The organism is Geobacillus sp. GHH01 (assembly GCF_000336445.1).
Taxonomy (GTDB): domain Bacteria; phylum Bacillota; class Bacilli; order Bacillales; family Anoxybacillaceae; genus Geobacillus; species Geobacillus zalihae.
Map to the genome: position 1 here is coordinate 2,167,098 of NC_020210.1, position 13,355 is coordinate 2,180,452.

General features: G+C 39.1%; 9 protein-coding genes and 1 pseudogene. 5 read left to right on the top strand and 5 right to left on the bottom strand.

Annotation, left to right across the window (positions count from 1 at the left end):
• The first annotated feature begins 2 nt into the window (after nt 1–2).
• Both dndE and GHH_RS10590 read left to right on the top strand, forming a co-directional pair.
• The gene (gene dndE, locus GHH_RS10585) at nt 3–389 is read left to right on the top strand and encodes a DNA sulfur modification protein DndE (protein ID WP_015375164.1); all 387 of its coding nucleotides are present in this window, start codon (nt 3–5) and stop codon (nt 387–389) included.
• Nucleotides 386–1,534: a cysteine desulfurase family protein gene (locus tag GHH_RS10590; RefSeq protein WP_015375165.1), complete on the top strand. Its 1,149-nt coding sequence runs from the start codon at nt 386–388 to the stop codon at nt 1,532–1,534. Before dndE ends, GHH_RS10590 begins: the two co-directional genes overlap by 4 nt.
• A 65-nt stretch (nt 1,535–1,599) precedes the next feature.
• On the opposite strand, the gene GHH_RS10595 is transcribed toward GHH_RS10590, so the two are convergent.
• Genes GHH_RS10595 through GHH_RS19180 form a run of 3 tightly spaced genes read right to left on the bottom strand, consistent with a single transcriptional unit; the run spans nt 1,600 to nt 4,174 of the window.
• On the bottom strand, nt 1,600–1,971 hold the full coding sequence (locus GHH_RS10595) for a hypothetical protein (RefSeq protein ID WP_236612613.1): 372 nt from the start codon (nt 1,969–1,971) through the stop codon (nt 1,600–1,602).
• Complete coding sequence (gene dndD / locus GHH_RS10600) at nt 1,968–3,983, bottom strand: DNA sulfur modification protein DndD (RefSeq protein ID WP_015375167.1); 2,016 nt, start codon at nt 3,981–3,983, stop codon at nt 1,968–1,970. Before dndD ends, GHH_RS10595 begins: the two co-directional genes overlap by 4 nt.
• A 17-nt stretch (nt 3,984–4,000) precedes the next feature.
• Complete coding sequence (locus GHH_RS19180) at nt 4,001–4,174, bottom strand: DNA modification system-associated small protein (RefSeq protein ID WP_015375168.1); 174 nt, start codon at nt 4,172–4,174, stop codon at nt 4,001–4,003.
• Between the two features lie 163 nt (nt 4,175–4,337).
• On the opposite strand from GHH_RS19180, the gene GHH_RS10605 reads away from it, so the two are divergent.
• Both GHH_RS10605 and GHH_RS10610 read left to right on the top strand, forming a co-directional pair.
• On the top strand, nt 4,338–7,175 hold the full coding sequence (locus tag GHH_RS10605) for a hypothetical protein (RefSeq protein ID WP_371198445.1): 2,838 nt from the start codon (nt 4,338–4,340) through the stop codon (nt 7,173–7,175).
• Nucleotides 7,176–7,178: 3 nt separating this feature from the next.
• Complete coding sequence (locus GHH_RS10610; protein WP_015375170.1) at nt 7,179–9,239, top strand: exodeoxyribonuclease V subunit beta; 2,061 nt, start codon at nt 7,179–7,181, stop codon at nt 9,237–9,239.
• Between the two features lie 2 nt (nt 9,240–9,241).
• On the opposite strand, the gene GHH_RS10615 is transcribed toward GHH_RS10610, so the two are convergent.
• Both GHH_RS10615 and GHH_RS18325 read right to left on the bottom strand, forming a co-directional pair.
• On the bottom strand, nt 9,242–10,339 hold the full coding sequence (locus tag GHH_RS10615; RefSeq protein WP_015375171.1) for a nuclease-related domain-containing protein: 1,098 nt from the start codon (nt 10,337–10,339) through the stop codon (nt 9,242–9,244).
• Nucleotides 10,340–10,446: 107 nt separating this feature from the next.
• A pseudogene (locus GHH_RS18325) lies at nt 10,447–11,491 on the bottom strand (IS630-like element ISBs2 family transposase).
• A 421-nt stretch (nt 11,492–11,912) separates the two neighbouring features.
• Here GHH_RS18325 and GHH_RS10630 point away from each other — a divergent pair.
• Nucleotides 11,913–13,340 (top strand): 8-oxoguanine deaminase, encoded by a 1,428-nt coding sequence (locus tag GHH_RS10630; RefSeq protein WP_015375174.1) that lies wholly within the window; start codon nt 11,913–11,915, stop codon nt 13,338–13,340.
• The last annotated feature ends 15 nt before the right edge of the window (nt 13,341–13,355 follow it).

Sequence of the window (13,355 nt, forward strand, 5' to 3'; positions counted from 1 at the left end):
CTATGCAGTTTCGCCTAAAAACGTCAAAGGAGACAATGGATATTTTAAAACAGCTGCAATCCAGCACAAATCTTACGCCTAACGTCCTCGCACGTCTGGCTATTGCATTGTCCCTGCTGTCGAAAGAGCCAATCGAATCGTTCGAGTCGGATACTAACGGCTTGGAATTCAACCGCAATACGTTGACGGGGGAGTACGATTTTGTTTACAAAGCGCTGATCGCTCAGCAGCTGGGCCGTCCCATCACAGATGATGAATACTTTCCGTCCTTGATCAAAAAACATCTGGACCGCGGGGCTAAATGGTTAGAAAATGAGTATAAGTATGCCGGCAATTATGAAAAGTTAATTAAAGGGTTAGCAAACTTTGAGTTGGAGATGATACGATGATTTATCTCGACAACAGCGCTACGACTCCGATCGATCCGGAAGTCAGCAAAGCGATGTGGCCATACTTGACTGAAGAGTATGGTAACCCGTCAAGCAAATATTACACCCTTGCGGAAAATGCAAAAAGAGCGGTAGAGGAAGCGCGCTCCCACGTCGCTTCCCTCCTCTTTTGCGATCCAGATGAAATTATTTTTACAAGCTGTGCTACTGAAAGCAACAACTTTGTCCTAAAAGGAGTTGCCCATTTTTACAAAGAGAAGGGAAAGCATATCGTTACATCCAAAACCGAACATAAATCCGTCTTAGAAACGTGCAAGTTTTTAGAGGGAGAAGGTTTTGAGGTCACCTACTTAGACGTGGATTCTCTTGGACAAGTGCAATTGGAATCGTTGAAAAAGGCCATGCGTGGGGATACCATTCTCGTATCGATCATGTGGGGAAACAATGAAACCGGAACTTTGAATGATATCCCCGCTTTATCCCAATATGTTAAATCGCACTATCCGAATGCGTTTTTTCATACAGACGCAACCCAAGTGGTCGGGAAAATTGAGGTCGATCTTTCTAAAACACCGGTCGATTTTCTCTCGTTATCTGCCCATAAACTGTATGGACCAAAAGGAATTGGCGCTTGCTTTATCCGGAAACAGGAGCTTGGTTTGCGGACAAAAATCACTCCCCTTCTCCATGGCGGCAATCAGGAGAACGGATACCGTTCCGGGACGTTAAGCGTCCATAATATAGTCGGGCTAGGGAAAGCTGCCGAACTGGCAAAACTGAATTACAAAGATCAACATCAGAAGTTGATGGAATTGGAAACATACTTAGTAAATAAGCTAAAGGATTTGTTTCCGGCCATTCAATTTAACGGACATCCAATCGACAAAATTCCTGGAATATTAAACTTTACAATCCCTAATGTAAGCAATGAGTTGATCATTCGTACCTTAAAGGATCAATTTGCGATCTCGACCGGCTCAGCTTGCTCCATTAACGAACCTTCATATGTTTTGAAAGAAATGGGGCTTAATGCTATTCAAATCCGTAGTTCTTTCCGGGTCTCGCTGAATAAATACATCAGTCAAGAAGACATCGACCGTTTTTGCGTCTGTTTGGATCATGCTGTAAAAAGCTTGTCTATTTAAACATCTACTTAAAACAAAACAGGGGATGATCATAAAATTCATCATCCCCTGTTTTTTATACATCCCTATGCAATCCCATGCTTTTCTAATAAGTAGAAAAAATAGCTATCCGCCCCTGTCAGCTGATTTAATTCCTCATTCATAATTTCTAATCCTTGTTCAATGCAGCTGATAATAAGCTTATCCAACGCTTCATCATTAATTTGAGTCTGCACTTTATCGATCAACAGATGTTTGATCAATACGATATCATCACCTTTCGCGATAACAGATACCGGAATATCGATATTCGCCATCTCCTCTTTTTCTCTTTCCTGAATTAGTTCCGATTCCGTCAATCCCTTGGCAAACGCGAGTCTTAACACGTCAGGACGTTCCATTTCGAGCTCTGCCATCACTCTTTGTAAAATTTCGAATCCATTCTTTGATAGTTTCATACCAGCCACGGATTTTTCACCTTCTCAAAAAAGTATCCTTCCTCAATTTTCGTATATTGTTCTTCCTCATCAAAGTTTAAAATATAAGATTTTTCAATAAACGGAGCAAGTTCACTATAAAAATCGCTTGTGATCTCTGTATCCGTTGATAAAATGATGACTTGGTCGCTTAGCTTCGTAAAGTAATGTTGTACAAGGTTAGACCGGTGAATGCTGTCCAAGCGCGCTAATGGCGTATCAATGACAAACGGAATCTGGCTTCCCGATACTTTCGTCAACGCCCAAATCATCGCGAGGGCAATCAACTGCTTCTCACCCTCCGATCGTGACATTAAGTCAACTTCTTGGCCTTCTTTGTTGTAAATAGTTAACGTGAATTTTTCTGGGTGGAATTTTACTTCACCAAATTCGCTTTTCCGAAACATTTGTTCCATGATCGTCTCTACTTGAAGTTTCAACTGCTTGGCTTTCAACAACGTCACTTGGTCGATAAACTCTTGTGTTGCGCTACGGAGCTTGTTTAACAACTGGATTTTTTTCTCGACCGGCCCGAGCTCGTCCCTTAACTTTTGCTTTTCTGTAATTTCTCGTTGAAGTTTTGTGTGTTCATCACGCAACTTACGAACAATGGAAAATACATCTTTCTTTTTTTGCCGCAACTCCCCAAGCTGCTGATGGGATTCCTTAATTTGCTCATCAAGCTCGGTTGTATCCACCGCATCAGGAGCCTCATCAAATTGAGCTCTATACTTTTCTAACATATCCTCCGCCTTTTTCATTTCTTCGAGAACCGTGCGAATGTTCTGCGCTTTCGCTTCAGGGTACTGCAATAAAAAGTGATAATCCTTATTCGATAAATCATGAATAACATTTACATCTTCTTTAAGAAGTGACCGTTGAATGTTATTTAGTTGGGCCCAAATGTCTTTACCTTTCGCTTTTAATTGGTTTTTCTGACTTTTTAAGAGAGGTGGAAAAACACTCACTTCCAGAAGTTTCTCAATAAACTGCTCGTATGGCGCAAACTGCATTTTTTCTTTATATTTCGCATCTAAATATTCCCGTTCTTTTCTTATGTTTTGTTTTAATTGACGAATTGCCGGAAGCAAGATCAACTGATAAAGCTCTTTTTCTTTAAATTTTTTTAAAAAGGCCCGATATTGATTAACCTTTTCTTCGTACTCGCCAATCCATCGGCTCAATTCTTGCTTTGTCGCGCTCGATTGCGCAATAAGCTGCCGCCGCTCACGCTCAAGATGCCTTACTTGATCAGACAGCACAGCTAGCTGTTCATCGATCTTAGTTTCTTCATCTTTGTATTTATCAAGCTTGTCACTTATTTCATCAGCGCGGTCAAGAATCGCCTCAATGTCGCTATCTTTCACTTGTTTCTTTAAATCCCTTGTCAACTCCCTCGATATGTGATCCAAGTCCTTTAACAATTGGTTGTAAAGCTCCAAAGAAACAACTTTTTGAATGGCGCGGATCGTCTCTGCGCTGTCTTGTTCGCCGACTAAATCGCGAATTTTTTCTGCGTCGAATATGAAAAATTGTGATACATCCATTGGAATGCGTTGGTCGATAAACTCGAAAAATGCTTGCTCTGTCGTGGCGATTTCCCGTACTTTCTGCATCTCTTCATTTAATTGATAGATGCGACGAGTTTCCTTAAGATCCCGGTGATTAAAGACCACCTCAATGGCATAGCTCCCCGTATGGTCGGTGAAAGCAAGTTCAACGGACCCTTCGTTCCCCCCCTCGGCAAGATGCTTTTTGTTTACTGCATTTCGAAGCAATTCCTCATACTCTTTGGCCTTGAATTTACGGCGACCATAAAAGCAAATAAAGATCGCGTTAATTAATGACGTTTTTCCGTGACCGTTTAATCCTCCAATTAATATAATATTTTTCTTGTATGCCGAAGGCGGCTCTTTTTTCCGGCCGCGAAAATGAAGGATCTGCTCCCCATAATAAGGGCGATAGTTTTTGAATTTTATATACTCAAAAATCATGACCCTCTCTCCTTACCTCATTTCGTCCATTCGTCAATTTTACGCTTAATATCCTTATAGATACCACTTCTTGTATACATATTTCTATCCGCATATTCTTTCTCAATAAGAAACAACTGTTTAAGATAGGAAGGATGGACGCCATGTTTTTGGCATATAGATTCCAGAAGTTTTTCATCATCCTTATTCATTGCTGTTCCTCCTTTTATGCCTTTTGACTTAAATTAATGTCTTTTGTTCCGCAAAAATATACAATTGATGGGATCCATAGCCACAAAAACTGCTTTATAATAAAGGTTGATAATTCCTATTTTCATATTATACTATATCTCTTAGAAAATATATACAGGTGGGATGAACTTGGAAATACTTTGTACCCCTTATACAGACGACGTAGACAAATGGCTTAATAAAAAGATTAGTTTATACAGTCAAAAAAAAATACTCCATATTGTACCAACCCTTATTTTGTATCGAAAGAGATTGCAAAGTTACAGAAATCAACACAAAGAGTTATTTCAAAATAATGAAACTGATTTTCGAACAGTAGCTAAAACATTAGAACAAAAAGGAATTTTCCTTTATGAAATGGACCGTTTCCTGCTAAAATTAATCAAAACTGGACCATATACCGTTTTGTCCAAACGAGAATCTGCAGTAATAATTGGGCGGGTTTTAGAAAGTCATTCATTCTCTAATAATATTGCTTGGAAATCTTCATTACAAGATATCTCTGAGTGCTTCATTACACTTTCGCAAAGCGGCCTATCCCTAGAGGAAATTCGCGCTCTTGATGCTACACAGTCGTGGAGACTCATTTGCGACTTGTATGAAAATTATTTAGCAGAGCTTTCACAACAAGGTGTACTTGACTACGGACAGGCGTGTGTACGGCTTCTTCAAGAATGCGACTTTGAAAGTTTTGATATGCTTTTGCTTGATGGTGCCTTCTTGCCCATATTGCCAAAACATCAAATGCTCATCAACCGTTTTCAACAAGTGGATAAAAAAATTATTTGCTTTATTCCTATCGACCTAGACTTTCCGAATAACCCTGCGTTCGAAGCAGTTAAAACAACCTATGTGAACTTCGCACCTATGACAGAGTGGAAATCGATCAAATCACAACAAATTGCCCATAGTACTGTCCGGCAACTTGCGCAATCCATTTTTCACTCTAAAGTTAATGAGATTAGCGATCGTTCAGTAACAGTATTGCGTTTCGTTTCTGAAGAGGAAGAACTGGACTATATTGTAGAGCGTGCAGGCAAACTGATCGAACAAGGAGCAGCAAAACCTCATGAAATTGCCTTAATTACACCGAATCCAATGGAGCTACGCCCGACGGTTCGAGAACTTGCCGAAATCTATGGAATTGCAATGGAAGTTCCTGAACGCTCGTTGATTCATCTTCCTCATGGAAGAGCCGTTTTTAATTTGCTCAAAATCCATACCGATGACCGTATCGGAGTGCTAGAACTTCCTCATTTTATAGATATAAACATGGTTCTTGAACTCATTGAAGGTGATTTAATACAGATTCCTGATAAAGCTGTATTTCAGTGCATCGTCGATCTGCAGGCCTTTTTCGAGGACTGTAAAACATTTCCTGATTGGTTCAACAAAATCGACGAACTAATTGCAGCGAAGGATCAAATAAATGATGATTATACATCTCACCCATTATATTACATTAGCAAGGACACATTAATTAACGTAAAAAATATCATTGAAATCATTGCAACGATCAGTTCTGATTTAATGTCCGCATCGGATATGACGTTTACAGAACATCTTGACCATATTGTTCGTTACTTTGAAGAATCACCTTATACAAATGAAATAGAGGAGGAAATCAAAGAGCGGCTTTCGGAAATTGTGGAAGAATTGACTCTTCATAACCATCTTGCAATTACTCGTTCCGAATTTGCAAGACGCATTTATGCAGTTTTGAATGACAAGCAGCATGAAAAAGAGAATGATCAAAGAAAAGTACGACTGAGCAAAGTTTTGGTCACCGGACCAAACAACGTAGAGTACCAAAAATACGAATATGTTTTTATTACCCGATTCAACCAGCATATGTATCCAGAACGGATTGCTTATGCATGGCCGATGTCGGCGGACATTGAACGAAAAATTTTAAACACCGCCACTGTACAAAAGTTTTCGAATGAAATTTCCTTGTTGCGTTATTATGCAGACCGCTCAGTATATTATATCTATACTGCTCTACAAGCAGCGAAAAAGTCTGTTTTTATTTGCTATTCGCGGTTTGAGGACGGAATTAAATTATCCCCATCTCATTACTTATATGACATAGCTAAAGCACTCGGAATTGGGGAAACAGACGACGACCTGTCATCCATTGAAAACCTATTAGAAAAAGAAGGTCTGCTATTTGACGCCGGCAGACTTTCCGATGCTCAGGTTTTGCCATTCTATGAACAAAATCTGCCGCCTATGTCTAAGGATAAAATCATCACGATTGAAGATGTTGCAGTTTACCAACTCTGTCCAAGGAGATTTTATTACGAAAAAAACTTGGAGCATGAATACGTATATTCATCCGCCTTCCACCTTCAAAACTATGCAGCTTCTTTTTTGTATGAGAAGGCTGTTGTTTTATTAGTAAATCAGTTTCCTGAAGTCTCCAAGGAAAATATGCATACAATTACGCATGCCTTGCCTAATATTATTGCTCATGCAGAGAAAGAACTAAAAACTGCTTTTCCAATGGCGCAGCGTTATTGGGAAGATGTAAAAATGCGTGTTCATTTCCATCTACAAAGATTGCTTAACCAAATATTATCAAACCCAGATTACAACCGAGCATCATTATCCATTACACAACAAAGACAAGAATCAAAAATTAAAGGATATACATTTGTCGGCGAGCGTCAATTGCGCGTTTCCTATCCAACAATCACTCATTATTACTCTATTACCAATATGAGGAAGATATTATCATTCTCTGCAAATGAAACGAGGGATGAACAGCAAAAGCTCGATCAAGTTAAAAAGGATTACTTTGATTTGCTTAGCAGGTTTTGCCGAAAAGAACGCGCGGCAGAACAATCATTATCCTATTACGCACAACAAATCGAATCAGGCCACTTTTCTAAAAAAGCTGGAGCGCACTGCCGCTACTGCGCTTTTGAAAATGCCTGTAAAGAAAAGGGAGTAGGCTGAGACATGAATCTGACGAAAGAACAGCAAGCAGTGATTGATGCAAACAGCCGAAAAATTCTAGTTAAAGCCGGTGCTGGAACTGGGAAGACAGAAGTATTGATTCGGCGAATTGTTCGGTTAATCGAGGAAGACCCATCTTTATCCATCACGCAGATGGCGATCATTACGTTTACGAATAAAGCAACAGAAGAATTGCAAGCACGATTAAAAAATCGCCTTTATGCTAAATGGAGCAGTTGTTCATCGGAAAGCGAGCGGAAACGGTTTCGGTATGAACTTGAACTGCTCAACTCTTCCCAAATTTCGACCATTCATAAGTTTTGCAAGAACATTTTAAATGAAGCTGGCCCTTATTATTTAGATGATGTACTGTTTAATCCAAACTTCCATATAAAAAATGATTCACATAAACAGGCCATTACTGAAGTCATCGAAGTCTGGATTCAAGAAAAAAGAGCCAATAACGAGCCTGTAGAACATCTAAATATTATGCCTGTCCATAAGTTAAAAGATATACTTTCGACGTCATATGAATTGCTCCGTACGAAAGGCTTGGACATTGAGACAGTGCTGACTCGCACGAAACGCTATTCGTCGTTGGAAGAGCGGACAACAAGGAGATTAAAAATAGAGTTGGTTGAATTGCTAAAACGCATTCATGAACACAATTATTTGCTTAAATATAACTCGTTAGACGTCGATGATCTTCTTGAGTACTGCTATAAAATACTCAAAAACGATTATGGTTTATTGCGGAAAATCCAACAAAAGTACAGATACATCTTTATTGATGAATTTCAAGATACATCGCTATACCAAGCGGAAATGGTAAAATTAATTTGCGATGGATCCGACGATGCCCCTGCCTTATTTCTCGTCGGCGATTTGAAACAATCGATCTATGAGTTTCGGGGAGCTGATATCGACTCATACTCGAAAATTGAGGAATGGATTGCCAAGGATGGCATGGTGCTGACATTATCAACAAACTGGCGCTCCAATCCGTCGCTAGTAATGTTTGTCAACACCGTTTTTGACCGCATTAAGAAAAAGGAAAGCAGCAATTATACTTTTTACCAAGAACCACTGAAACCAAAAGAAGAGGAGGCCCATATAAGCTTTAGCGAAATATCGGAATGGATTCTATGCAATCCGACGGAATCGCAGGAGAAAAAGGTAGCTGAGTGGCTGAAGAAAAAATTAAGCAATGACGATCCTAGCCGTTATTGTCTGTTATTTCGAAAGAACTTTGAGATTAAAGCATTTGAGAAAGAATTTACAAAGCAAAAAATTCCTTTCAAGGTGATTGGAAGCGGAGATTTTTACAACTGCCGGGAAATCATCGATGCCCTGAAGCTGCTCCAATATCTATACATGCCAACAATGAGCAAGTACGCTTTTGAGGCATTGGGTACTATTTTTATTAATTATGATCACAATAAACTCGACGAACTTTATAAAAATATAAAGCCGTTAATCCCAAAATTTACTCCGGCACAAATATTAGACTATATTTATAAGTTTACCCTTGCCCATAAAGCGTATCCGAAACAAGCTTATGCCAATCTCGTAAAATTAAAACAGCTTGCAAGAGATCTAGGCTTCAATGAACACATTACGTTAGGGCAGTTCATCCAATGGCTCTCAGCTATGATTCAAGCGAAGAAAGATGAACCGCAGGCAGATGTTTTGGATGCTGATTCCGATGACCGGTATGTAACAATGATGACGATTCATAAGGCTAAGGGACTCGAGTTTCCGATTGTGATCCTTCCAAATTTGGATCAAAGCATTAGCCAACGGGCGCTAAATCCTGAAATTTTATATCATCGTCACCAAATGACACTCGAATTTTGTTATGAAAAATATTATTCAACAGGCACAAAAATTGTTTCAAAAAACTATGAGGAAGCCGTAAACTTAAATCAATATTCAATTTATTCGGAAGAACTGCGAGTGTTATATGTTGCCTTAACACGAGCCAAGGAAAAACTTGTACTCGTTGGCTCTGCGAACTGTCCAAAAAGCAAAATTTGCTATCAAAATTGGTTAAAAATCGATTAGCGTTACGCTAATCGATTTTTTAGCTTCTTCGTCAGCCATGATGGCTTATTCGCCGTTAACATGATAGGACCGTTGTAAATCTTTCCCTCTATAATTGGTCTTAGCTGTCGTTCATAAACATCAGTTGAACGAATAGAGTTAATGTCGACAATAAAGAGATAGTCGGTACTCCTACAATAGTCGCTTAACTGTTCCAGCTCAAAAAGCTTCAGTGTTAGCCCTCTTTTTGCCAAAAGCCCTCTGCTTTTTAATAAATCACTAATAAACTCCTTTACTGTTCCTCTTCTCAAGAAGCGATTTAACGGATAGGCAATCGTTATGTTTCTTGCTGCTCCCGTTTGGCAAAGATGATGGATTCGATCAACAACATAATAAAATTCATCAACATAATGTTCAAAAGAAATCAATTGGACATTCAATATTTCTTTTCGTTCCTTCTCCTCTTTTCCCGTTTGTTGTTCCTCTTCCAATGATCTATCTACTTGTCCAGAATAATTAACTTTAATCACTGGATAAATAACTTGTTTTACAATGCGGGCTTCTTCTCGTGAAAGACTGTTAATGGTGAAGAGTGTTTCCATTATGCCGTTGATTTTTTCGTTAAAGACATGACTGTCCTCAAGATCTTCCATACAGAACAATTGTCCTAGCGGAATCACCTGATCAATGCACAAGTTGATAATATCAGACGCTGTCAAATCTACAAAAACACATCCTACAGCGACTGGAAACTTCAATTTCCCTTGAAAGTTTCCTGCTTGTTCCACTAATTCCTTGTGTTTGCTTAGTAGATTTATTAACTCATTTCGATACTCAATTGCTTGACTAAACGGGTTTTTTATACTGACCTCCTTCCCCTGGCTGTATATTTTCCAGTAATCTTTTCTAATTTCCAGAATCGTCTGGGTAGTATAATCCTTTACCTCCAGTATAAGAATGCCGTAATATTCGTGAAAAAGTACAAAATCCGGATATTTCCCGTTAATTACAGGTTCATAATACACTGTCCATAAATCGTCCAGGTTTGCTTTTAAAGCATTAAATAGCTTCTCTTCTCCTCTTGTTTTAAATGTCGGACATTCTGGAATAATATACGCCATTTTCTTTTCCCTCTCTCAAACATGCCATTCGTCATAGAAATTTTATTAAGTTTTCTCATGCATTTATTATACCGCTTCTCTGTTTTTATATAAGTTGAATTAAAGATTTACAACTGAACACACAAACGATCAATCGTTTGTTCTGGTTTCTGGTTGATTCGCTGAATAAAGGCTTGGACATTCTTTCTAATTTCTTGCACACTCGAATAGAACACGTTGTAAATCACGTCTGATTTCAGCCATTTCCATAGCCCTTCAATCAAGTTCAATTGCGGACTGTATGGTGGCAAAAAGACGAGCTCTAACCGATCTTCGTGTTCTTTTAAAAATGGCTGAATGAGTTTGGCATGGTGAATTCGAGCGTTATCTAAAATCATCACTATTTTGCCTGTGGGATAGCGTTCTAACACAAGTTGAAGAAATCGAAGAAATGTTTCCGCGTCATAGCGTTCTTCTTCGATGCAAACACTTCCCCTGTTTCGTAGTTCAACGTGCCAATCAGCTTCAGCCCTTGATGTTTTCCAAACGTCGGAATGATTCGTTGTTTTCCTTTGACAAACCATGTTTTTTGAATTGCTTGGTAATCACGAATCATCGACTCATCTTGAAAGAGGACATGGGCGATGTTCCCATCTACCAGTTTTTTTTACTTCAGGGAAGGTGATTTCGACGAATTCTTTTTGTTTCTCTTCATCGGCATTGGCTAGTGTATAGGTCGGTTTCGTATAGCTTAGCCCTAACCGATGCAGAATGTCACTTGTTCCGCGAAGCGTGTATGTTGGCCCCCACTTTTGTTGAATGAGTTCAGCGATTATCGCAAGCGTCCAATTATATTTTGCTTCGAATCCCACATCTACGGGGAGCTGATGTTCAATGATCAAAGCCAGCTCTTTTTCCTGCTCAGGGGTCAATCGACGTGGGGCGCCAGGTGAGTATTTCATCTCCAGTCCATCAAGACCGCGCTGGGCGTAGGCATGAATATAGTTATAAATAGTTTTCTTGGATCGACCAATAATCGTTGCGATTTCTCCTTTGGTATATCCCTGCAAATGAAGATAAATCGCTTGGTAGCGTTCATATGCTCGTTTACTTTTTTGCTTCTTTCATGGCAGTGGACAACTTTTCGATCTCGTCTTTGTGATTTGGCATCATATTTTCTCTCCGTTCCCCTATTTTCTCTTTGTATTTATTCGCCGTGGAACGGGAGAAAACCTTTATTTCAATTTATATAGAAGGTAAAAAATAATGGAGACGCAGTGGTAGTTGACAAAGGGATCATTAGCTCAGTTAACTGGGCTTTTTTTATTGAACAAATAGCAAAAAAAGGGGAAACTACAGTTTTTTAATTGAATCCTTTTCATAAGGTGATTGTATTATTTGTTAAAATATATTACATATAATTGTTATAAATAATATCATTCAAAAAAATTTAGTTAAAATGCACAAAATAATATTCAAAATTGTAAATATCCTCTAATGTTAAACTATTAAAAAGCGTATATAATAAGAATATATTACGTGTAATGTTATAAAAATTAACATAAAGTTGAGATTGGCATAAGGGGTTGAACAAATGAGGACATTATTAATAAAAAATGCCAAAAACATCATTACGATGGACGAAAAGCGAACGGAATACCCAGGCGGCAGCATGTATGTTGTTGGACAAGAAATTAAAGCGATCGGATATGATTTGCCTTTTGAGACAGCGGACACTGTTATTGATGCACGTGGAAAAATTGTTTATCCGGGGTTAATCAATACACATCATCACTTATATCAGACTTTCACTCGAAATATCCCTTGGGTGCAGAATGTTGAGTTGTTTGATTGGTTAATCACTTTGTACGATATTTGGCGCCATTTAAAGCCAGAAGATGTGTATTTAAGTGCTATGGTCGGATTAGGCGAATTGCTTAAAAGTGGCTGTACAACAACCGCTGACCATTTTTACGTGTTTCCAAATGGAGTAAGTGGGGAATTAATCGATGAAGAAATACGGGCAGCTCGTGAGATTGGAATTCGTTTTTACCCAACTAGAGGTTCTATGAGTTTAGGTAGATCAAAAGGGGGATTGCCGCCAGATGAAGTCGTTCAAAGCGAAGATGTTATTCTTCGAGATTCCATGAGGGTTATTGAAACCTATCATGACCCTAGTAAATTTTCAATGTTGCGGGTAGGTGTTGCACCATGTTCGCCATTTTCAGTTAGTAAAGACTTGCTTCGTGAATCAGCAAATTTAGCCCGCAGTTATGGTGTTCGGATGCATACCCATTTGGCGGAAACGATCGATGAAGAGGACTTTTGCAGAGAAAAGCTTGGCATGCGTCCGTTAGAATTAATGGAAGAAACAGGTTGGGTTGGCGGTGACGTGTGGTATGCGCATGGAATTTGGTTTAATGACAAGGAAATTGCAAAGCTGGGTGTTTGCGGCTGCGGAGTTGCTCATTGTCCGAGCAGCAATATGAAAATGGCATCCGGAACGATGCGAATTATGGACATGTTACATGCAGGAGTAAAAGTGGGATTTGGTGTCGATGGTTCATCTTCCAATGATTCATCTAATCTATTACTTGATTTAAAAATCATGAACTTGCTCCATAATCTTCAGCATGGAACAACAGCGCTGAGCGCTGAAGATTGTTTATCGATTGCAACGAGAGGTTCGTCTAAAGTGCTTGGTTGGGAAGATGCCATTGGTTCCTTAGAAGTCGGCAAGGCTGCAGATATGTTTTTGATCGATACGAATCGATTAGAGTTTGCCGGTGCTCTCTTTAATGATACGGCGCTTCCGATTCTTGCGGGCACACCGCAAGTTGATATGACCATCGTTGGCGGGAAGATTGTTGTAGATGAAGGGCGTCTCGTGAATATCGATGAAGAACAATTTGCCATTCGGGCGCAAAAAGCTGCCGAAAAAATGCTGGAAACGGCTGCAAAGCATACAAAAGTCAATTATAGAAAATCGAGATTAACAAACTCAGCTATTCTAACAAAATAATTATGAGGAGGGATA